At 39.3% G+C, this 21,259-nt stretch carries 21 protein-coding genes and 3 tRNA genes; 17 read left to right on the top strand and 7 right to left on the bottom strand.

The window, feature by feature from the left end; translation table 11 throughout:
• Positions 1–55: 55 nt before the first annotated feature.
• Both MMP72_RS13355 and MMP72_RS13350 read left to right on the top strand, forming a co-directional pair.
• On the top strand, positions 56–1,180 hold the full coding sequence (locus tag MMP72_RS13355) for a porin (RefSeq protein ID WP_241318026.1): 1,125 nt from the start codon (positions 56–58) through the stop codon (positions 1,178–1,180).
• A gap of 255 nt (positions 1,181–1,435) precedes the next feature.
• On the top strand, positions 1,436–2,647 hold the full coding sequence (locus MMP72_RS13350) for an MFS transporter (protein ID WP_241318024.1): 1,212 nt from the start codon (positions 1,436–1,438) through the stop codon (positions 2,645–2,647).
• A gap of 332 nt (positions 2,648–2,979) precedes the next feature.
• On the opposite strand, the gene MMP72_RS13345 is transcribed toward MMP72_RS13350, so the two are convergent.
• Entirely contained in the window at positions 2,980–4,167 is a 1,188-nt protein-coding gene (locus MMP72_RS13345; RefSeq protein WP_241318023.1) for a trypsin-like peptidase domain-containing protein, read from the bottom strand.
• Positions 4,168–4,356: 189 nt separating this feature from the next.
• Here MMP72_RS13345 and MMP72_RS13340 point away from each other — a divergent pair, with 189 nt between their 5' ends.
• From MMP72_RS13340 to MMP72_RS13310, 7 genes are all read left to right on the top strand, one after another.
• Positions 4,357–5,115 carry a Nif3-like dinuclear metal center hexameric protein gene (locus MMP72_RS13340; protein ID WP_241318021.1) on the top strand — a complete coding sequence of 253 codons (759 nt, stop codon included), beginning with the start codon at positions 4,357–4,359 and terminating at the stop codon, positions 5,113–5,115.
• A gap of 400 nt (positions 5,116–5,515) precedes the next feature.
• Positions 5,516–6,139: a superoxide dismutase gene (locus MMP72_RS13335; protein WP_241318019.1), complete on the top strand. Its 624-nt coding sequence runs from the start codon at positions 5,516–5,518 to the stop codon at positions 6,137–6,139.
• Between the two features lie 228 nt (positions 6,140–6,367).
• The gene (locus MMP72_RS13330; RefSeq protein WP_241318018.1) at positions 6,368–6,994 is read left to right on the top strand and encodes a superoxide dismutase; all 627 of its coding nucleotides are present in this window, start codon (positions 6,368–6,370) and stop codon (positions 6,992–6,994) included.
• A 147-nt stretch (positions 6,995–7,141) separates the two neighbouring features.
• Positions 7,142–7,217: transfer RNA gene (locus tag MMP72_RS13325), tRNA-Asn, on the top strand.
• A gap of 6 nt (positions 7,218–7,223) precedes the next feature.
• Positions 7,224–7,299 (top strand) — tRNA-Asn (locus MMP72_RS13320).
• 58 nt (positions 7,300–7,357) lie between these two features.
• Positions 7,358–7,433, top strand: a tRNA-Asn gene (locus tag MMP72_RS13315).
• 63 nt (positions 7,434–7,496) lie between these two features.
• Entirely contained in the window at positions 7,497–7,937 is a 441-nt protein-coding gene (locus MMP72_RS13310; protein WP_241318016.1) for a DUF2726 domain-containing protein, read from the top strand.
• A gap of 20 nt (positions 7,938–7,957) precedes the next feature.
• Here the strand turns inward: MMP72_RS13310 and MMP72_RS13305 are convergent, their stop codons facing one another.
• From MMP72_RS13305 to glnA, 5 genes are all read right to left on the bottom strand, one after another.
• A complete protein-coding gene (locus MMP72_RS13305) occupies positions 7,958–8,164 on the bottom strand; it encodes a hypothetical protein (protein ID WP_241318015.1) in 207 nt (68 codons plus the stop codon).
• 104 nt (positions 8,165–8,268) lie between these two features.
• On the bottom strand, positions 8,269–9,723 hold the full coding sequence (locus MMP72_RS13300) for a lipase family protein (RefSeq protein ID WP_241318014.1): 1,455 nt from the start codon (positions 9,721–9,723) through the stop codon (positions 8,269–8,271).
• 113 nt (positions 9,724–9,836) lie between these two features.
• Positions 9,837–10,718 carry a 4-hydroxybenzoate octaprenyltransferase gene (gene ubiA / locus MMP72_RS13295; RefSeq protein ID WP_241318013.1) on the bottom strand — a complete coding sequence of 294 codons (882 nt, stop codon included), beginning with the start codon at positions 10,716–10,718 and terminating at the stop codon, positions 9,837–9,839.
• 14 nt (positions 10,719–10,732) lie between these two features.
• On the bottom strand, positions 10,733–11,224 hold the full coding sequence (locus MMP72_RS13290) for a chorismate lyase (RefSeq protein ID WP_241318011.1): 492 nt from the start codon (positions 11,222–11,224) through the stop codon (positions 10,733–10,735).
• An 88-nt stretch (positions 11,225–11,312) separates the two neighbouring features.
• Positions 11,313–12,728: a type I glutamate--ammonia ligase gene (glnA, locus tag MMP72_RS13285; protein WP_241318009.1), complete on the bottom strand. Its 1,416-nt coding sequence runs from the start codon at positions 12,726–12,728 to the stop codon at positions 11,313–11,315.
• A gap of 622 nt (positions 12,729–13,350) precedes the next feature.
• Between glnA and MMP72_RS13280 the strand changes: the two genes are divergently transcribed.
• Both MMP72_RS13280 and MMP72_RS13275 read left to right on the top strand, forming a co-directional pair.
• Complete coding sequence (locus tag MMP72_RS13280) at positions 13,351–13,935, top strand: aminodeoxychorismate/anthranilate synthase component II (RefSeq protein ID WP_241318007.1); 585 nt, start codon at positions 13,351–13,353, stop codon at positions 13,933–13,935.
• 355 nt (positions 13,936–14,290) lie between these two features.
• Positions 14,291–15,655, top strand: a complete 1,365-nt coding sequence (locus tag MMP72_RS13275; protein WP_241318005.1) for an L-cystine transporter — start codon at positions 14,291–14,293, stop codon at positions 15,653–15,655.
• Between the two features lie 82 nt (positions 15,656–15,737).
• Here the strand turns inward: MMP72_RS13275 and MMP72_RS13270 are convergent, their stop codons facing one another.
• Positions 15,738–16,538 (bottom strand): MOSC N-terminal beta barrel domain-containing protein, encoded by an 801-nt coding sequence (locus MMP72_RS13270; protein WP_241318003.1) that lies wholly within the window; start codon positions 16,536–16,538, stop codon positions 15,738–15,740.
• Between the two features lie 260 nt (positions 16,539–16,798).
• On the opposite strand from MMP72_RS13270, the gene trpD reads away from it, so the two are divergent.
• The 6 genes from trpD (at position 16,799) to MMP72_RS13240 (ending at position 21,235) form a co-directional block, all read left to right on the top strand.
• Positions 16,799–17,848 carry an anthranilate phosphoribosyltransferase gene (gene trpD, locus MMP72_RS13265; RefSeq protein ID WP_241318046.1) on the top strand — a complete coding sequence of 350 codons (1,050 nt, stop codon included), beginning with the start codon at positions 16,799–16,801 and terminating at the stop codon, positions 17,846–17,848.
• Positions 17,849–17,857: 9 nt separating this feature from the next.
• Positions 17,858–18,664 (top strand): indole-3-glycerol phosphate synthase TrpC, encoded by an 807-nt coding sequence (trpC, locus tag MMP72_RS13260; protein WP_241318001.1) that lies wholly within the window; start codon positions 17,858–17,860, stop codon positions 18,662–18,664.
• Between the two features lie 223 nt (positions 18,665–18,887).
• The gene (locus MMP72_RS13255; RefSeq protein WP_241317999.1) at positions 18,888–19,409 is read left to right on the top strand and encodes a GNAT family N-acetyltransferase; all 522 of its coding nucleotides are present in this window, start codon (positions 18,888–18,890) and stop codon (positions 19,407–19,409) included.
• Between the two features lie 117 nt (positions 19,410–19,526).
• On the top strand, positions 19,527–20,210 hold the full coding sequence (locus MMP72_RS13250; RefSeq protein WP_241317997.1) for a Smr/MutS family protein: 684 nt from the start codon (positions 19,527–19,529) through the stop codon (positions 20,208–20,210).
• Between the two features lie 90 nt (positions 20,211–20,300).
• Positions 20,301–20,849, top strand: a complete 549-nt coding sequence (gene folE / locus MMP72_RS13245; protein WP_005197658.1) for a GTP cyclohydrolase I FolE — start codon at positions 20,301–20,303, stop codon at positions 20,847–20,849.
• A 23-nt stretch (positions 20,850–20,872) separates the two neighbouring features.
• Complete coding sequence (locus MMP72_RS13240) at positions 20,873–21,235, top strand: cupin domain-containing protein (protein WP_241317995.1); 363 nt, start codon at positions 20,873–20,875, stop codon at positions 21,233–21,235.
• Positions 21,236–21,259 lie beyond the last annotated feature (24 nt).

Raw genomic sequence — 21,259 nt, 5'->3', positions numbered from 1 at the left:
AGCACTATGCTCAAACAGCTTCAATATTAAATTTTTCTTTCTCTGGGGTCTCAATATGAAATTGAATCTTCTTGGCTTTGCTATGCTCAGTATTTTAACCACCACAACATTTGCAGCACCAACGCTATATGGTGAAATTGATGCAAGTGTGGATTATTTACCTGAAAAAAATGCGACTAAATCGAATAAAGATGTTTGGGAAATAAGTTCAAATAGTTCATTCATTGGTATCAAAGGCGATGAAAAACTCACTGAACGTTTAAATGCAGTTTATGGAATCGAATGGTCATTCAATGCGGATGGCGATGGCTCAGATTGGGCGCAACGAAATCGTTTTGTTGGTTTAAAAGATGCCCAGTTCGGTACGATTAAAATAGGTAAGCATGATACGCCAGTAAAACAATTATCTAGCACGGTCGATATCTTTAATAACTATGTTGGAAATAAAGCGGATATAGGGGGTATTTTCGCTGGTGAAAATCGTATTGATAATGTGGTTATTTATGAATCTCCAGCCGTTAAATTATTACAAGGTGCATTTAAGCTCAATGCTTTACTTGCAACAGGCGAATCTGCTGGTATCAAACAAAGTAGTGGTGGTGCAAAAGTTGCTGGTCGTGGTTTAGGAGATGCTTGGTCAGCTACTGTAACCTATGAAAATCCATTGTGGGTTGCAGGATTAGGCTATGACAAAGCAATTCCGAGTACGTTTACTGGTCGTGGTTTATTAAACGCGGCTGAACCGAATATTACGGGTGGTTCAATTTTTGCCGCAGCAAACACAGTCCGTGCAATTGGTCGAGTGAATCCAATGGACGGTTTATTCTTGAAAGCATTGCTCCAAAGTTCAGAAGTTGAAGAAAGGTCTTATGCCGATGATGCAACAAAATGGGCAACAAAGGCAAAAAATATTGATAATGCAAAAGGCTGGTTAGTGGGTGCAGAATATACCCTTCCAGCAGCAAAGAATTGGACCATCAAAGGCCAATACAGCCAGAACACTACTCGCTTTAAAGACAATACCGATGATTTTGAAGCTAAGCAAATTATCGCTGGCGCAGACTATGCATTTAATAAGCAAGTAAAAACTTATGGTTATGCAGGTTATCTAACGCTTGAACAAGCAAGCCAAAAAGATAAACAACCTGTTGCAGGTTTAGGCTTAGAATTTAAATTCTAAAACATTGATCAATTTTTTAATAAACAGAGCAGCTCAGGTTGCTCTGTTTTTTTTTAATCAGAAAGACCAAAACAATAATAGACGTCTTTCATAAATCCCCTTACGGAACTTCAATCGTTCCTCATTCGCCCGATGGAAGAAATACAAAGGGGAGATAAATAATTATGAAAGAGGTCTAATTATTTCGTTAAAGAATCGAAATATAACCACAACTAATTTAAAATACTTTTCACTTATTTCTAAATCAAAAGAACAATGTCTAATCAACAATTTTCCAAACAACTGATCTATATGTTAATAGGAAGCGCTTTTGTGCTTGCCCTATCTTTAGGTGTACGTCATGGTTTTGGGCTCTACCTCGTTCCCATGAGTGACGCTTTTGGCTGGGGACACCATATTTTTAGTTTTGCGATTGCCATGCAAAATTTGATCTGGGGTGCAGCACAGCCCTTTACAGGTGCAATTGCTGATAAATACGGTACTAAAATTGTAGTTGTTGCTGGTGGAATACTCTATACCATCGGCTTAACCCTAATGGCATTTAGCTCTACAGGTCTATTACTCAACTTAAGTTTAGGCCTCATTATTGGTCTAGCGCTTTCTGCTACTTCATTTACCGTTTTACTCTCCGCTGTTGGTCGTGCTGCTCCACCAGAAAAACGTAGTATGGCTATGGGTATTGCAAGTGCCGCTGGTTCATTTGGGCAGTTCATTATGCTCCCATCAACGTTGCTTTTGCTCAAAAGTATTGGATGGTCATCTGCATTACTGGTCAGTGCTTTTGCAATTGCATTTATTGTTCCATTAGCATGGTTGCTCAAAGCACCACCTTCCACCGTGCCCAAAGCACTTGATCAGCAGAGCTTAACATTCAAGCAAGTTCTGAAAATTGCTAAAAATCACCATCCCTTTTGGTGGTTATCTCTAGGCTTTTTAGTATGTGGATTTCAGGTGGTATTCTTAGGGGTACACCTTCCCGGTTACTTAATTGATCATGGTTTTAATGCGACCACAGGCACAGTATTCTTAGCACTCGTTGGTTTATTCAACATTATTGGAACCTATGGCGCAGGGTGGTTGGGAGATCGTTTTTCCAAACCCAAACTACTGATGCTACTCTATGGCTTACGTGGTATCGCAATTATTGCTTTTCTGTTGCTACCACTGAGTACCTTTACAGTCTACAGTTTTGGCATCATCATGGGGCTATTATGGCTCTCCACAGTTCCCTTAACCAATGGTATTGTTGCGAATATGTTTGGAGTAAAATACTTATCTATGCTCAGTGGTATCGTATTTTTCACCCATCAAATCGGTTCATTCTTTGGTGGTTGGCTGGGCGGTGTCAACCATGCTTTAACAGGCAACTACAATATGATTTGGTTTGCCTGCCTCTTATTGAGTGTCTTTGGTGTGATCATCCATCTTTTTGTGAATGAGGAAGCTGTGATTGATGACAAGTATTGATCGAAATCTTAGAATCGGGCTGATGCTATTGATCATATTCTTAATGAGCGTATCTTTATTTATATGGTTACAAACACCTGATTTATTTGAATACTTCAATCAGGCATTTTGCGCACATTGAATACAAAAGTATTTCAATGAATAGTATTTGTCATGTACTGGTCAGAAAACTGTCATCAAACCATCAAATTGGAATGATTTAATGAAAAATAAAAAGCTATAAAAATGCAAAAAGCTTGTTGATCAACGCAATCAACAAGCTTTTTTATTGCTTAAAATAAAAGGAATTTCTAAAACAATGCTTTACAGAATCACCTTAGAAATAAGCGATATCACTGCTGACCTTTTGGTAATGGAATGTATTGGGATTGAACATTTTGTTGTTGAACTTTACGCTCCCCAACTTTGACTTCTAACTGTTGTTGTTTCCCATCACGTTCTACCACCACTTCAATCGAACTTTCTGGCGCTTGTAGTGCAACATAATTAATCAAATGCGATGCAGAAGAGATTTGTTCATTATTCACTTGAACAATTTTATCTCCACGTTTGACCCCAGCCAGATCAGCTGGACCACCACGTAACACATCTGCAACTAAAACACCGACTGGTTTTGCTGTTAAGACATCTTCATCCAAATTATTTGGAATTAAGCTGATACCTAACCAACCACGCACCACACGACCATCTTTCAAAATAGAGTTTAAAACTTGCTGACAAACTTTTGCGGGTATCGCAAAACCAATGCCAAGCGACCCACCAGATTGAGAGAAAATAGCGGTATTAACACCAATCAAATTACCCGCAACATCAATTAAAGCGCCACCAGAGTTACCGGGGTTAATCGCAGCATCTGTTTGAATAAAATCTTCGTAAGTATTAATCCCTAAGTCCGAACGCCCTGTCGCAGAAACAATCCCTTGGGTTACTGTTTGCCCAACACCAAAAGGATTACCTATTGCCAGTACGACATCACCGACTTCATTGCCACTGAGTTTAAATGGAAGCACTGGCAATTTATCTAATTCAATCTTGATCACTGCTAAATCAGTATCAGGGTCAGTACCCACTACCGTCGCTTCAGCACGACGACCATCATGCAGCGCCACAACAATATGTTCGGCCTGAGCAATGACATGATTATTTGTTAAAATATAGCCATCTGCACGAACAATCACCCCTGAACCTAAACTATTTTCATTTTTAGGCTGTTGAGGGATTTGATTACCAAAAAATTCACGAAAAACAGGATCATTCAATAGCGGATGATTAGGCTGTTTTATTTTTTGCGTGGTAAAAATATTCACGACGGCAGGAGCAGCGACTTTTACCGCAGCATTATAAGAAACCACCCCACCCATACGATTTGTATCAACTAAGGGTTCAACCTTTTCAGCTGGCATTTTAACCCCATCAGACGCCACAGTTGGTTTCGGCTGATGTGATTTCTGCCAAGCCAGAAAACTAAATATAACGACAATGAGTAATACCCAAGGTAACCATGTAAATGCACGGCGCACGTCTATTATCCTCTAGGCGAAATGATGTTTTAAATAAGTTAATTTGTTGAAGAACAGGAAATTTCTCTCATTGTAATGTAAATTACTTGAAAGCAATGCAAAAGTTAAAAAAGTTTTGTCTAGCTTTAGTTACATTTAAAAATATGTTTTTATTGACAGTAATAAAATCTAAACTATTTGAGGAATCGCATGGCAAATTTGCATGACATTGTGCAATGGTGTAATCAAACGCTAAAGGCCCATGAATTTAAAGACTATGCACCGAACGGCTTACAGATTGAAGGCAAACTCGAAGTCAATAAAATTGTTTGTGCGGTAACAGCCTCTGAAGATGCGATTGATGCTGCAATTGCCCAACAAGCAGATGTCTTACTTGTACATCATGGTTATTTCTGGAAAGGCGAGCCCTATCCCATTACAGGTATGCGTGGCAATCGAATCAAGAAACTAATTCAAAATAATATCTCACTGGTCGCTTACCATTTGCCTTTAGATGCTCATCCTACATTGGGAAATAATGCAGCAATTGCAGATCTGATTGGTTTAAAGAATTTAGAAGCCTTAGATACAACTGAAAAACACCCGATTGGCAATGTTGCTTATTTAGAAAATGCCATCAGCCCATCGCAATTTAAGACCAAGTTACAGGCTATTTTTGATTTTAATGTGATTCATTTGCCAAGTGATAAAATTGCAATCAAAAAAGTCGGTTTCTGCACAGGCGGTGCTCAAGATTTTATCAGTAAAGCAGCTCAAGAAAATTGTGATGCTTATATCTCTGGTGAAGTCAGCGAACGTACTTTTTATGAAGCGAAAGAGCTGGGGGTTCATTATTTTGCATGTGGTCATCATGCGACAGAACGTTATGGCGTGCAGCGTTTAGCACAAGCAATCGCAAACCAATTTTCAATCGAAACTGAATATTTTGAATTGAACAACCCGATCTAACCGTATTCAATCATTCGATTAAGCTAAAATCTTTTCGCTAGATTACTTGATAATCTAGCGAAATTTTTAATTTTAAGAAGAATTCATTCATTGAAAAAATTGAATTTTCATCACAGCATCTTAATGCTCCTTTTATGCAAGTTTGAACTCACAGCGTAGAGATAAATCAGAAATGATGCCCTCAATAGATTGGGCTTATCTCGAACTGTGTCTCGCTGGCGAGCAAATTACTTCTATTCCCCAATACCAACAATAAATAAAATTTATGTCTAACAGAATTAGCTCGCCTTAAAAAAAAGCAAATGAAAAGCATATTGATTCTCATTTACAATTAAGTGAATAATAAAAGCGCTTTAATTCATCCCAACAAAACCACTTTGATTAAAAAGGAATCAAACACATGGCTTATTCTTTACCAGCGCTCCCTTATGCTTATGATGCACTTGAACCTAATATTGATGCTAAAACAATGGAAATCCACCATAGTAAACACCATCAAACCTACATCAATAACATTAATGGTGCGATTGAAGGCACAGAATGGGAAAACCTTACAGTTGAAGAACTGGTTGCCAAAGTCAATGAAGTCCCCACTGAGCTTAAAAATATGGTAATCAATAACGGTGGCGGACATGCCAATCACTCACTGTTTTGGACGGTCATGAGTCCGCAAGGTGGGGGGCAGCCAACTGGAACAGTTGCAGAAGCGATTAATCAACAACTTGGTGGTTTTGACGCTTTTAAAGAAGCATTTACCAAAGCAGCCATTAGTCGTTTTGGTAGTGGCTGGGCATGGCTAAGCGTGACACCTGAACATAAAATCATTGTGGAAAGTAGTGCTAATCAGGACTCTCCGCTTATGCATGGCAATACGCCTATTCTAGGTTTAGATGTATGGGAACATGCGTATTATCTAAAATATCAAAATCGTCGCCCTGAATATATTGCTGCATTTTATAACGTGGTGGATTGGAATGAAGTGAATCGCCGCTATCACGTTGCGCTGCAAACTAAAGATCAGTAATTCTCCCCTAAACGATATCGTTTAACATTCTCATTAAACGTTGGTTAGAGTCATTTAGGATCTTCTAATAAAGAGCTAAAAACTCTAACCATATATTCTGTATCGTATATGTCTCATAGCGAAATTTTTTGCATATTTTGTGTATTAAAAGACTGCCCTATTGTCTATAGAATCATTTACAATAAAGGCACTTAATGTAAAACCCAGCAAATTTGCAAGGAATGAAACATGACAAGCATTACTTTACCTGCACTTCCATATGGCTATGATGATTTAGCACCACACATTTCTCGTGAAACTTTAGAATACCACCACGACAAACATCACAATACCTATGTTGTTAACCTAAACAACTTGATCAAAGGTACTGACCTTGAAGGTAAAACTTTAGAAGAAATCATCAAGGCTTCTGCTGGCGATGCTTCTAAAGCAGGTATCTTTAACAATGCTGCTCAGGTATGGAACCATACCTTCTACTGGAACAGTATCAAACCAAATGGTGGCGGTAAACCGACTGGTGCTATTGCAGCTAAAATTGATGAAGCGTTTGGTAGCTATGAAAAGTTTGCAGAGGAATTTACTGCTGCTGCAACAACTCAATTCGGTTCAGGTTGGGCTTGGTTAGTTGCTGATGAAATCAATGGTAAATTATCAATTACTAAAACTGCCAATGCAGATACACCACTTGCTCACGGTCAAATTGCAGTATTAACAATCGACGTTTGGGAGCATGCTTACTACATCGACTTCCGTAACTTACGTCCAAAATACATCGCGACTTTCTTAGAAAGCTTAGCTAACTGGGATTATGCAAATGCAAAACTTGCAGGTCAACCAGCAGGTGTTGAGAAATAAGTTTTATTTCTTGAGTAAAAAACTGCCCACACTGGGCAGTTTTTTTATCTCTAAAATCCTAAAAGAATATTTATCAAGCAAACGATTCATTTTATTTACTATTCTTATTGACGCATGAATGTTTCATGCCTAAAATGCGCATCAGATTCTCCAATAGCTCAGTCGGTAGAGCGACGGACTGTTAATCCGCAGGTCCCTGGTTCGAGCCCAGGTTGGAGAGCCAAGCTAATCTCCCATAGCTCAGTCGGTAGAGCGACGGACTGTTAATCCGCAGGTCCCTGGTTCGAGCCCAGGTGGGAGAGCCAAGTTTTTATTGGTTCGCTTGACCGTTAGTACCGATATGCATAGAATGCATATCCAGATTCTCCCATAGCTCAGTCGGTAGAGCGACGGACTGTTAATCCGCAGGTCCCTGGTTCGAGCCCAGGTGGGAGAGCCAAGATTCTAAAAACCCACTCATATTTATATCGAGTGGGTTTTTTATTAACACTTTGATAAGAACATGTCTGAATCAACTCAACTGGTTTTTCTGCTCATTGGTAGTATGAGCACAGCACTGCTACTCATCAGCTATCTGCGCCCTTTTTTCCTAAAACAAGATTTTTTCGCTCGCCCGGTCATTACTGCATTTGAATCACAAATGTTCTCTAGGCTTCAACAAGCCTTCCCTCATCACAACATATTGGCACAAGTTGCCTTTAGCGCACTGATTACCAGTAAACACTACAAGATCCGCAATCGTTTTAATCGCAAGGTGACTGATTTTGTGGTTTTAGATAAAGAAATGAAAGTTGTCGCGATTATTGAGCTTGATGACCCAAGTCATATCGGAAAAGAATTAGAAGACCAAAAACGTGATCAAATGCTACAACAAGCAGGATATCAAGTACAACGCTATACTCAAATTCCATCTATAAAGCAGTTACAGATGGATATTCGATAAATCAACAAGATCAGAAGTTCTCACTCAGCTTTCGCTGCTTGCTCTTCATTTTTCTGCTGTTCAAACTTTTTAGCTATTGCTGCCCGTTGTTGATCATATTCTTTCTTGGTTTTTGCATCGCTCTTGGCAGCTAAAAAAGCCATCCCTACAATAAAAATTGGAATCAACAACCCCAATCCCATCAACACCCACGGTACAGATTTTTTCTCAACAGCATTTTGACTCATAGCTGATTCAAACTCAAAGTTAACAATCTTAAAGAGGCAACAATATAACAAAAAAGAGCCTCTATAAAGAGACTCCCTTATTAAAATTCAAGTCTAAATAAACCTTAAGAGTTCCCCTTACAATGCAGACTTTGACTTGCATCTTTATCTTCGTCTGTCAGCACAACACCTGTAGCCGCTGACATATTTTCCTGAATAAAATCTACCGCAAGCTTATTACGACAAACGATTGCTTGAGTATGCGTTGCATTTGGTACAAGTTCAAATTTATACCCACTTGCATACTCTGGTGCTTTTAATCTCATATTTTTGAACAAATTCTCTGTAACATTAGGCAAAACAGCCTGATCTTTTTCGCCTTGAATAATGAGCACTGGCGTTTTAATGATTTGTGCGGCTGTAGCATTTGTGGCTGGCTGAGTTTTAACTAAGAAGTCACTAACAACAGGATCAGTTTTGAATTTATCCAAATCAATACCATACTGAGAAACTTTATGCGTAGGATCAGCCAAGAAAGCAAGAATTCCTGCCTTAAATTTCGCTTGTAAACCATCTGCACTATCAGGAGCAGGATAGCTTAAACATGAACCATCATCACCTGTACGACCATAAGCCAACTCTACAATTTCAGCTGCATTTGGTGTATAGATACGCTTAAAATCATAGTCAGTTTGTTGCGCTTTAATTCCAACGCTTGTAAACGCAGCATATGCCAACAACTCAGCATATCCATCAGCGAGTTGAGCAGTCAGAAATTCACCCTGCTCTGCCGTTATCTGATTGTGCGCAACCGCATTACGTATGCCCTGTAAATTTTCATCTAATCTATTTAAGCCATGGGCTTTTGGTTGCCCCTCATCATCAAGATTGAACTGAGGGTCGATATAAATTTGAATAATTTGCCCTAAACTCGATGCTGGTGCGCCAGCCACTGCCCCTTTAAAACTTGTATCTGTATTAGCAAACTCAGCTATGCCCAATGAAGCATGCCCACCTTGTGACTGCCCAATAGACATCCAACCACCTTGCAGTTGTGAACGATAATGATCTTTCACCGCTTGTACTGCCGCAATTGCAGAAACCGCTTCACTCTTTAAGTTTAAATAAGGATGAATACCTTTTGTTCCTAACCCCTCATAATCAGGTGCAACAATCACATAGCCTGCTTTTAACAGTGTTTGTGCCAAGATTGAAAAACGAGGATTCAACACATTTTGACTTGGTGCACAACCATCTCCCACACCAACCGTGCCATGAGCCCAAACAACAGTACGATAACCATCAGTTGGTCGCTCAACTTTCGGAAACATAACCAGTGCAGTCGCTTCTGAAGTTTTCCCTTGTACATCAACCATGTTATAGGTCATTACACTAATTGATTTTGCACCAATACTCTCTGCCGCCTCCACTGGAAGTTGAGTTTTATTGGCATCATAAGGCGTTTCAGATAAATAGGTTGGTGTCGCACTATCATATTGGTTTTTGCTATCACTCCCACAAGCAGCAAGCAATAAAGTTGTTGTTGAAAATGCTGCCAAAGCAATATTAGACCGTTTCATAAAAATATCCTTTTAGTCTTTGTCTTATTTTTTGTGCATGAAACTACATGCGATCTTATTAAGACATAAAAAAAGTGCCCTGCATAGGACACTTTTCAACTAATAAGTCATTTTTAAATCATGAATTCTAAAAAGATTCCAATAAAAATAATCATGCCAACCCAACGATTGTGACGGAATGCCCAAAAACAAATTTGAGGATCACGATCTTTAGTTTTTATTGCTTGATAAACAAAATCTGCTGCAACTACGAATAATGCAATCAGTCCAAATGGAATTAAAAGATTTTCCAAATAAAGTGCAGCACCAATTAACCCCAAGCTTGCAAGCTGCAATAATCCTATAATTTGTATATCAAATCGACCAAATAAAATTGCAGTAGATTTCACACCAATTTTCAAATCGTATTTACGGTCTGTAATTGCATATTGAGTATCATAAGCTACTGTCCAAGCCAAATTACCAAAATACAAAAGCCAACAAATCAAATCAGGAGTTTGTCCAACTGCGGTATATGCCATTGGAATCGACCAAGAAAATGCAGCCCCCAAAAACACTTGTGGCAAATGAGTATAGCGTTTCATAAAAGGATAAATAAACGCTAAAAGCAATGCACCAAATGACCAATAAAAAGTTTCAATAGGCAAGAAAAACAATAGACAGGCACTTGCCGCAACCAACCCCAAAAATACAAAAACAGCTTCGCGCGCTCGAATAACACCTGTGGCTAAAGGACGGGTTTTAGTGCGCTCAACATGGGCATCAACTTTACGATCTGCAAAATCGTTGATCGCACAACCTGCAGCTCGCATAAAGAGCACACCCAGCGTCATCACCAACAATATTTTTAAATCAGGAATGCCTTTTGATGCAATCCATAACGCCCACATGGTTGGCCAGAACACCAATTCTGTACCAATCGGCTTATCAAAACGACACAAATAATAATATGCCGCTAAACGCTGTCGCCATGTTGTTTGTTGCACTGTTTCCATGTTGCCCCTTAGAGTCAATGCTGTCGAATAAACTGTTCAAATGCAGGCAAGAATGTTTCCTGTACGATAAATTTGCAACCATGCCACGTATAGCAACTTTGCCGCGTCCAGCCATCCGTGAGATAAATCACGCGACGTTCGCAGGCTGGGTTAGTTCGCTGAAATAAAAACCAACCAATTGGCTTATTTCTAATATGTTTAAATAATCGTGCTTTTTTTTGTAAGCTTAAAATTGGAAAAATACTTTTTGCTTTCACCCAAGCCTGCTGTTCTGAACCATATAAGTAAGTTTCTCGAACCCATGAAATATGCGTATGTGGCATTCTCATCCACTGACTATCGGCAAATAATAAGCGTTGATACTGCTCTTTAATTCGTTCAACACGAAACTCTCCTGCGCCAAGGCCAGTGAGCTGTTGAGTGAGTGAACCCGATGCATACAACCATTTTTTTAATTCAGGTGGAATATCCCTGCCCTTTATTCTACTTGGTTGTAAATTACGCATGCTCAGCTCACTAAAAACATCGCAATTAGTTTACATGAATTTTTCAATAAAAAAGCCCGCCGAAGCGAGCTTTTTGAATCGGAATGTATTACAAGCTGTAGTACATATCGAATTCAACTGGATGAGTCGTCGTGTTAAGACGGCGTACATCATCAGTTTTAAGTTCGATGTATGCATCAAGCATTTCTTTAGTGAATACGCCACCTTTCAACAAGAACTCATGATCCGCTTGAAGTGCTTCAATCGCCATATCTAAGCTATGCGCCACTGTTGGGATTTTCGCTTCTTCTTCAGGAGGAAGATCGTACAAGTTCTTATCAGCTGCTTCACCTGGATGGATTTTGTTTTGAATACCATCAAGACCCGCCATTAACAATGCCGCGAAACCCAAGTACGGGTTCATCATTGGATCTGGGAAACGTGCTTCAATACGCTTACCTTTAGGGTTAGAAACGTATGGAATACGGATAGAAGCTGAACGGTTACGTGCTGAGTAAGCAAGCATAATCGGTGCTTCATAGTGAGGAACTAAACGCTTATACGAGTTTGTAGAAGGGTTAGTAATCGCATTTAATGCACGAGCGTGTTTGATTACACCACCAATGAAGAATAATGCCATTTCAGATAAACCAGCATATTCGTCACCAGCAAACAAGTTCTTGCCATCTTTAGCGATAGACATGTGAACATGCATACCAGAACCGTTATCACCAACCATCGGCTTTGGCATAAATGTCGCAGTTTTGCCATATTGATGAGCAACGTTCCAAACTGCATATTTGAACTGTTGAACTTCGTCCGCTTTACGAACCAAAGTATTGAAGCTCACACCAATTTCTAACTGGCAAGATGCAACTTCGTGGTGATGTACTTCAACACGACCTGGGCCCATGATGTCTTCGATACGTGCACACATTTCAGCACGCATATCTTGATGAGAATCAACTGGAGGAACTGGGAAGTAACCACCTTTCACACGTGGACGGTGGCCAGAGTTACCTGCTTCAAAATCTTTACCTGTAGACCAAGCAGCTTCTTCAGCGATCAATGTATGGCGAGCACCAGACATGTCGATATCCCATTTTACTTCGTCAAAAACGAAGAATTCTGGTTCTGGACCAAAGAATGCAGTATCACCGATACCTGTAGATTTTAAATACTCTTCAGCACGACGAGCAATCGAACGTGGATCACGCTCGTAACCTTGACCAGTAGATGGCTCGATTACGTCACAAGTCACAACAACTGTTGGCTCAGCAAAGAACGGGTCAAGAAAACCTGTTTCAGCATCTGGACGTAAGATCATGTCAGATGCTTCAATGCCTTTCCAGCCAGAGATTGAAGAACCGTCAAACATTTTACCGTCTTCAAATGTATCTTCATCAATTGTATCGGCTGGGTAAGTTACGTGTTGTTCTTTACCTTTCGTATCAGTAAAGCGAAAATCGACCCATTTCGCGCCGCTTTCTTTGATGAGTTGAAGGACCTTGTTCGCCATGCTCATTTGCTCCAATGAATTTTTATGCACTCGTTAAGTGCGTGTTAGTTGTTGGTGTATAAATAGCAATTATCATACCAACAATTTAAAATCATTCCTAAAACATTGAAATTCTTTGCAGAAAAAATGATTTAAGCTCCATGTTCAATATTTATATATCTTGCCCATTATTTGCAAATGCACCATATTTAAACATTTCTATTTTAAGGCATCCCCAAAATAGACAATGCGATCCAAAATGGTGCAAAAATATATATCAAAGAACTAATGTAGTGCCAATTACGCCATTCGTTAGCATAAACTGAGTTTTTATATCATTCTTTTCAACTTGATTCCATTCAATTCATTTAGACTTTCCATTCACTGGTCACTTATTTTTACAAACCCTTCAATTATAAAAATTTATTGTTCATTTTAAACACGATTTTGCTCAGTCACTTTATGCGTGTGGAAATCGTATTTTCTCGAAATATTCAACATTGATCATTTGTTTTTGTTATGATTATTTCCTACGATCTGTATCGCAATCCTTTTCCATATAAGTGGATACTGGACAATGCAAAATTTTAGATAGATTCATCGAAATCAAAAACACAATAAAGTGTTTATTTTCAATAAGGTTATAGTCATGCTTCTAATGGTGGATAATTACGACAGTTTTACTTATAACATCGTTCAATATTTTGGCGAGTTAAATCAAGAAGTAAAAGTTGTTCGCAATGACCAAGTTACATTAGAGGATATTGAGCGATGGCAGCCTAAATACCTCGTGATTGGTCCTGGTCCATGCTCTCCAAGTGAAGCAGGGATTTCTATTCCAGCCATTAATCATTTTGCAGGGAAAATTCCTTTGCTCGGTGTCTGTTTAGGTCATCAAGCCATTGGACAAGCCTTTGGTGGTCATATTATTCGTGCAAAAACAGTCATGCACGGACGTTTATCAGATATGCATCATAGTGATAAAGGGATTTTTAGCGATTTACCATCACCTTTTGCTGCCACACGTTACCACTCATTGGTGATTGAGCAAGAAACGCTTCCTGATTGTTTAGAAATCACTTGCTGGACCAATCAAACAGATGGCACGATTGAAGAGATTATGGGCGTAAAACATAAAACACTTCCAGTTGAAGGTGTTCAGTTCCACCCAGAGTCTATTTTGAGCCAACATGGTCATCAGATTTTCAAAAACTTCCTAGATATTTACGCTTAAACTGAAATTTTATTTCAGATTTAATCCTTAAACAGCCTATTTAAATGAATAGGCTGTTTTTATTTTGAACATATAAAGAATATATGCAACTTATACATACAGGTGAATTTTTCAGTTTTAAAATGAATGAGGAAAGTTCCATTTAAAAACAAATCATTATTTTTCAACAATTAATACACTTTTCATTCTTTTAAAAAGCGAGCTTCTCAAAAAAATTTAAGCTAAATCAGCTTCTTCTTTATTTTTTAGATTAAGTATAGTGATAGGAATGATTAAGTTTAACAACAATCGAGTGCTAAAATCCGAAATCATTTTTTAGCACACTTCGCCTGAAGCAAAGATCAGGATACTTATTGTGAATACATTAGTTTTATTGAATATTCTTGTTTTTATCTTGCTATTAGCAGGATTGTTTTTCACGTACAGGCATGACTGGAGTCTTGCCAAAAAAGTACTGATCGGTATGGTGGTTGGTATTTTCTTCGGTTTAGCGCTCAAAACCATTTATGGTGATGGTCTAATTCTGGAACATTCGGTCGCATGGTTCAACATCGTCGGTAATGGTTATGTGCAACTATTACAAATGGTGATCATGCCACTCATTTTCATTTCAATTTTAAGTGCGGTCATCAAATTACACCAAACCACCTCACTCGGAAAAATCAGTGTATTGGTGATTGGTATTTTATTAGCAACCACTGCAATTGCTGCTTTTGTTGGTGCAAGTATTACCAATTCATTTGGCCTAACCGCAGAGGGTTTAGTCCAAGGTGCCCAAGAAACCGCTCGTTTAGCAGCAATTGAAAGCCAATATATTGGACAAGTTGCTAATCTAGATGTACCCAAATTATTGCTTTCTTTGTTTCCACAAAACCCTTTTGCTGATTTAACTGGCATTCGTCCTACAGCAATCATTAGCGTCGTCATCTTTTCTGCATTTCTAGGCGTTGCAGCATTAAAACTCATCGAAAAAGATACCGTGAATGGTGAACGAATTCGTCATGGAATCGAAGCACTACAGGCGCTCGTCATTAGCCTCGTCCGCTTGGTTATGCAATTTACCCCTTACGGTGTACTTGCCTTGATGACCAAAATGGTCGCTACTGCAAACCTAGCTGACATTATTAAATTAGGTGAGTTTGTAATTGCATCGTATTTAGGACTGGCAATTATGTTGCTTGTGCATGCGCTTATTTTGCTGTTGGTAAGAGTTAACCCAATCGACTTCTTCAAAAAAGCATTCCCTGTTTTAAGCTTTGCATTTATTAGTCGTTCGAGTGCAGCCAGTATTCCACTCAATATTGAAACACAAACCAAGCAACTCGGTGTACCTGAAGGGATCGCCAGTTTTTCTGCATCGTTTGGCGCAACGATTGGCCAAAATGGTTGTGCTGGCTTATACCCCGCGATGCTTGCAGTGATGGTCGCACCAACAGTCGGGATCAATCCACTTGATCCTTTATGGATTGCGCAACTGATCGTCATTGTTACGCTCAGCTCGATTGGCGTTGCAGGTGTGGGTGGCGGAGCAACCTTTGCAGCACTGATTGTGTTACCAATCATGGGCTTACCCATTACGCTTGTTGCCTTGCTGATCTCAATCGAACCGCTCATTGATATGGGACGTACTGCCTTGAATGTCAATGGCTCTATGACTGCTGGCACAGCAACCAGCCAACTATTGGGCGTCAGAACGCCTGTAGAAGAACATTCTCAATAACCATGAGTAACAATGCCAATCCACGCAAATCGGATTGGCATTCTCTTATTTAACTGATATATAAAATATAAATTCTAGTCAATTACACCGTCTTTATAATTTGGACTTCTTGTCCAAGTGCAATCGTCCCTTCTCCTCGATGCAAAGCATTTTGCCCCATCATGACTTTATTACCTTGTTTTCGATAAGCCAACATGGCTTGCATGACTTCGGGTTGCTTTTGACTTGTCTCTAAATCAATGGTTGGAATAACACAACGCGAGCATGGTTTAACCAAATCAAATTTCACCTCACCAATTTGAATCTGCTTCCATTGATCTTCGGCAAAAGCATCACACCCTGAAATCACAATATTAGGTCTAAACCTTTGTACATCGAGCCTATAACCAACTTTATCGGAAAGAAAATCAACTGAAGCCTCACTGATGATCAAAAATGGAAAACCATCTGCAAAACCAACTCGATCACCGACCTGAGCATAGTCTAAGTCAACTTGTCTAATGGTTTCTTGTGGCATGTAAATCAATCGCACGTGTCGCTCGAGTATCAAACTTAACCAATCATTGACTGCATGTTCAATGCAATTTCCTTTTAATTGATCTTGCCAAACCGAAACCAATCGATCATCGGCCTGCCCTTGTGCCTCAGTCAGGCTCAGTTCAATCTGTTCAGATTGATAGTCAAACCGCACCACATCAGATGAAATCGTTACACCAATTTGCCCCATCTTTGCCACTTGTCTTTGTGTAATAAAACGACCATCTTTATCAACAATCATCCATCGGCGATCCCACTTTGGTCCAAAGGAATCTATTTCCATTTCAAAGCATTTATTAGCTCGACAGGACTTCACTGGGTAATGAAAAAGTTGACTGATGCGCATGTTAAAATTCCCACAAAGACAAACAAAATAGTTCAGTAAAGAAATTCATTGATCATAATAGTTGAATATTATAGCAATATGTCTAAATTTAAGGCACAGCATAGTTTTTATCTAAAGCGTATAAAATCTGCATTATTTTCTGATAACATAACTCGCTCGCTTTTAGATTATGTATCAGACCAAAGTCATACCAAACCGATTGCGATCAAACTATTTCATTCTCAAACTTTTAATCCATCATAATGCTGTAACTCATGACTATGAACATCCAACAGGCACTCAATCACATTACTAAAAATATTCATCTTACCCAGCCTCAAATGGAAGATGTCATGCGCGGCATCATGCAAGGTGAAGCAACCGATGCTCAAATCGGTGCGCTGATGATGGGCTTGCGTATGAAAGGTGAAAGTATTGATGAAATCACTGCCGCAGCTCGTATCATGCGTGAGTTCGCCATTAAAATTGATGTAAGCGATATTCCTCATCTCGTAGATATTGTTGGAACTGGTGGTGATGGCCAAAACTTATTTAATGTTTCTACTGCATCAAGCTTTGTGATTGCCGCTGCGGGTGCAACCATTGCCAAACATGGTGGACGTGGTGTTTCCAGCAAATCTGGCTCGTCTGATTTACTGGAGCAAGCAGGAATTCACCTAGATTTAGACATGCAACAAACTGAACGCTGTATCCGTGAAATGGGCATTGGCTTCCTCTTTGCTCCCAATCACCATAAAGCAATGAAATATGCTGTTGCGCCTCGTCGTGAGCTAGGTATCCGTAGTATTTTTAATTTACTGGGCCCTTTAACCAATCCTGCTGGCGTGAATCGTTTTGTGATTGGCGTATTCTCAGATGAACTTTGCCGTCCAATTGCAGAAGTTTTAAAACAGCTTGGCGCGGTACATGTGTTGGTTGTCCATTCTAAAGATGGTCTAGATGAAATTAGTCTCGCAGCACCGACAGCAGTTGCTGAATTAAAAGATGGTGAGATCACTGAATGGATGCTGACCCCTGATGATGTCGGGATTCCATCTCAAACGCTGACAGGTTTAGTGGTCAACAGTTCTGAAGAAAGCTTAAAACTGATTAAAGATGCGTTGGGTCGAGACAAATCAGATATCGGTGAAAAAGCAGCCAATATGATTGCACTGAATGCTGCCGCAGGGATTTATGTTGCTGGCGTTACCAAGACCTATAAACAAGCAGTTGAACTGGCACAAGATATTCTGTATGGCGGACAAGCTTTAGAAAAAATGAGTATCTTGTCAGAATTTACCAAGACATTGAAACAATATCAGGCAGACTAAGGATTTCTCATGATCGATATTCAAAATACCATTCTCGGTAAAATTGTTGACCGCAAACATGAGGAACTTGCTGCACGTTTAAAACAACGTAGCTTGCATGATGTTGAACAATGGGCAGAAGAAGCAACACCTGTGCGTGGTTTTGCCAATGCACTTCAATATAAACGCCCTGCTGTAATTGCCGAAATAAAAAAAGCATCACCCTCTAAAGGTGTGATTCGCGCAAACTTTAATCCTGCGGAAATTGCACAACAATATGAACAAGCAGGTGCAGCATGTTTGTCTGTGCTGACGGATGTAGATTTCTTCCAAGGTGCTGATGAAAATATCGCAATTGCACGTAATCACTGTGCTCTACCTGCTTTACGTAAAGATTTCTTGGTTGATCCGTATAACGTGGTTGAAGCACGTGCTTTACAGGCAGACTGTATTTTATTGATCGTGGCATGTTTATCTGATCAACAACTTGAAGAAATGTCTAAAACCGCATTTGAGCATCAACTTGATGTCTTGGTTGAAGTACATGACGAATATGAATTAGAACGTGCATTCAAGCTGTCTGAACAATGTATTCTAGGTGTGAATAACCGTAATCTAAAAACCTTTGATGTTGATTTAGAAACCTCATTGCGTTTAAAAAAATTACTGCCCGCTTCTCGTGTATTGGTCACTGAAAGTGGTATTGCCACGCCTGCGGATGTTGAAATGATGCAAGCCAATGATATTCATACTTTCCTTGTTGGTGAAAGTTTTATGAAACAGCCTCGTCCTGATCGGGCATTTGCTGAATTGTTTGGAAAGCCTGAACAAATTTAAGTTGATCAATTCAGGGTGAGAGCTCACCCTGAATACCATTACTTAAGCTGTCAATCATTCAATAATTAATCATCATTGTACTGATCAAAATAATGTATCTCTTTTAAAAAATTCTTAAAAATAATATTTTTAAACATTGAAAAATACTTTTTATAAAATCGTTTCTTATGTTCATTCACTATATCTTTTTGACCGTTTAAGCTTTGTATTTTAGGAGGACCCATTGATTATTCAATTTGACCGTTTAAGCAACATTCATTATGCCGAAATTATTGAATTAAATACCAATAACCTTGTCCTGCAACAAATGCCCTTAGCAAAAGGTATCATTTTTGATAAAGAACAATGTATTGCTTGGGTTGATGCTAAAGAGAAGCATTGGGAAGAATACGGTTACGGTGTTTGGGCATTTTTAGTTGACAATAAATTTGCTGGATGGGGTGGATTACAATATGAAGATGGCGATGCAGATTTAGCCTTAGTCTTACATCCTCGATATTGGGGGCTAGGAAAACAGATTTTTAATCGAATTATCAATAAGGCTTTTAACGAACTAAACTTTAGATCAATAACGATTTTATTACCCCCGACAAGAAATAAACTCAAAGCGATTTACTCATTAGGATTTAAATTAGAGGGTGAGATTACAATAAATCATGAACCTTTTATCAAATATAGATTGTATAAACATCAATCTAATGAAAGAAGCGCTTCACCAATTAGAGAATCATCCAATCAGGCATGATTTATTTCTTAGCTTAGACTCCATACAACATCGCATGAATGCAATTCAGTTCAAATCACAGCAGATTCAGACTATAATTTCCCACCTATCTCGTATCTTGCATATTTTACTGAAATTATGAGCAAACATGATTCATCGCTTTCTAAAGATCAGTTTAATTTACTGAAGCAATTTAAAAAGCAAATCTCCCAGCCACAGGCCAACAAGATCACACCACAAGCTGAATCGAAAAAGGCTGTCGCTGAAGAACTGGAAGACACCGAGCTTTTTAAAACAGCACTACAGGGTGTAAAGCCTATCGCCAATGACAATATTGCCGATATTAAGCCTGCTCGTCGCAAAAAAGTAGATGCACAAACATTGGCAAAACGCGCCGCGGCTGAAGGTGCGGCTGAGCAAGAGTTCACTGAAATTTCAGATACCCAAGCCATTTTAAATCCTGTCGCAAGCCAAGCAGCTCTGAGCTACCGTATTGCCACTTTGCAACACAAAGTCTTTGAAGATTTAAAAGCAGGTAAAATTCGTTGGTTTGAAGCAGTTGATTTACATGGTTGTACCGTTGAACAAGCACGCGCTGCGGTTCTGCAAATCATCCAAATAGCAAAAGATGAAAATCAAAATGTCATTAAAATTGTACATGGTAAAGGCCCTGAAGCCATTTTAAAAACCTATGTCAATGGATGGCTCAGACAGCATCGTGATGTACTTGCTTTTGTCAGTGCACCTGAGACTCAAGGCGGTACTGGCGCGGTGCTCGTGCTGCTTAAACGTGCAGAAAAGAACCCAAAGTACAAACAATAATCGGCATTTGGTTCAAAATTAATTTTTTCAATCGTTTTCTGATACAATTCCCGTTTTGTTCAACCCACCTAAGTGAACATTTATATGTCTATGCAGCAATCGTACGCAAACATCTTAACTGCCGTTGGTGAAGATTTAACTCGCCCAGGCTTACAAGATACTCCAATGCGTGCGGCTAAAGCTTTTTCTTTTTTAACCTCTGGTTATAGTAAAACGCTTGAAGAAGTGACCAATAATGCGGTTTTCCCTTCCGATAACCATGAAATGGTGTTGGTTAAGAACATCGAGTTTTACTCGCTTTGTGAACACCACCTGCTGCCATTCTATGGTCGTGTGCATATTGCTTATCTGCCTGAAGGTCAGGTTTTAGGTCTATCAAAATTTGCGCGTATTACTGAAATGTTTGCACGTCGTTTGCAAATTCAGGAAAACTTGACCCAGCAAATCGCAGAAGCCGTGGCTGAGGTCACTCAAGCGCGTGGTGTGGCTGTTGTCATCGACTCAGCACATATGTGTATGATGATGCGTGGTGTTGGCAAACAAGAATCAACTACCCGTACCGTCTCTTTCGTCGGTGAGTTTAAAACGGATAAAGATGCTCGTCGTGAGTTTTTGAGCGCTGTTCCTGAAAGTTATTAATAACCGATCTGAGCATTCAGAAAATGTCATCTATTTACTTAGCAGGTTATGGTGATTTAACACCGAATCAAGCCAGCATTGACTACCCTCGTCCTGACCGTTTAATCAAAGGTAATCCTGAACGTCTGACCTATAGCCTATATGAACACGCACATATGAGCTGTGGTATTTGGCAATGTGAAGTCGGTGCTTGGAATATCCAATTTGCAGACAATAAACAAGAGTTCTTTCAGGTCATTGAAGGTGTGGTGCGTATACACGATGCCAAGACCCATTCTTTTATTGAAGTGACGGCTGGCAGCGCAGGCATTATTCCGCCTGCATTTATCGGTACATTTGAAGTGATTGAAGCGGTTAAAAAATACTATGTTATTGTGGAAGTGTGATCATTAATGACCACACAATCACTT

This window comes from Acinetobacter sp. NIPH 2699 (genome assembly GCF_022549355.1).
GTDB lineage: Bacteria > Pseudomonadota > Gammaproteobacteria > Pseudomonadales > Moraxellaceae > Acinetobacter.
This window is presented reverse-complemented; position numbering and strand designations above follow the sequence as displayed.

Bases quoted from the DNA above. Each gene is read 5' to 3' on its own strand.
- MMP72_RS13310 (WP_241318016.1), top strand. From the start codon at position 7,497: ATGTCTGAATCAACTCAACTGGTTTTTCTGCTCATTGGTAGTATGAGC.
- MMP72_RS13290 (WP_241318011.1), bottom strand. From the start codon at position 11,224: ATGCGTAATTTACAACCAAGTAGAATAAAGGGCAGGGATATTCCACCT.
- MMP72_RS13270 (WP_241318003.1), bottom strand. From the start codon at position 16,538: ATGCGCATCAGTCAACTTTTTCATTACCCAGTGAAGTCCTGTCGAGCT.
- MMP72_RS13250 (WP_241317997.1), top strand. From the start codon at position 19,527: ATGAGCAAACATGATTCATCGCTTTCTAAAGATCAGTTTAATTTACTG.
- MMP72_RS13350 (WP_241318024.1), top strand. From the start codon at position 1,436: ATGTCTAATCAACAATTTTCCAAACAACTGATCTATATGTTAATAGGA.
- MMP72_RS13340 (WP_241318021.1), top strand. From the start codon at position 4,357: ATGGCAAATTTGCATGACATTGTGCAATGGTGTAATCAAACGCTAAAG.
- glnA (WP_241318009.1), bottom strand. From the start codon at position 12,728: ATGAGCATGGCGAACAAGGTCCTTCAACTCATCAAAGAAAGCGGCGCG.
- MMP72_RS13330 (WP_241318018.1), top strand. From the start codon at position 6,368: ATGACAAGCATTACTTTACCTGCACTTCCATATGGCTATGATGATTTA.
- trpC (WP_241318001.1), top strand. From the start codon at position 17,858: ATGATCGATATTCAAAATACCATTCTCGGTAAAATTGTTGACCGCAAA.
- trpD (WP_241318046.1), top strand. From the start codon at position 16,799: ATGAACATCCAACAGGCACTCAATCACATTACTAAAAATATTCATCTT.
- ubiA (WP_241318013.1), bottom strand. From the start codon at position 10,718: ATGGAAACAGTGCAACAAACAACATGGCGACAGCGTTTAGCGGCATAT.
- MMP72_RS13305 (WP_241318015.1), bottom strand. From the start codon at position 8,164: ATGAGTCAAAATGCTGTTGAGAAAAAATCTGTACCGTGGGTGTTGATG.
- MMP72_RS13240 (WP_241317995.1), top strand. From the start codon at position 20,873: ATGTCATCTATTTACTTAGCAGGTTATGGTGATTTAACACCGAATCAA.
- MMP72_RS13355 (WP_241318026.1), top strand. From the start codon at position 56: ATGAAATTGAATCTTCTTGGCTTTGCTATGCTCAGTATTTTAACCACC.
- MMP72_RS13300 (WP_241318014.1), bottom strand. From the start codon at position 9,723: ATGAAACGGTCTAATATTGCTTTGGCAGCATTTTCAACAACAACTTTA.
- MMP72_RS13335 (WP_241318019.1), top strand. From the start codon at position 5,516: ATGGCTTATTCTTTACCAGCGCTCCCTTATGCTTATGATGCACTTGAA.
- folE (WP_005197658.1), top strand. From the start codon at position 20,301: ATGCAGCAATCGTACGCAAACATCTTAACTGCCGTTGGTGAAGATTTA.
- MMP72_RS13280 (WP_241318007.1), top strand. From the start codon at position 13,351: ATGCTTCTAATGGTGGATAATTACGACAGTTTTACTTATAACATCGTT.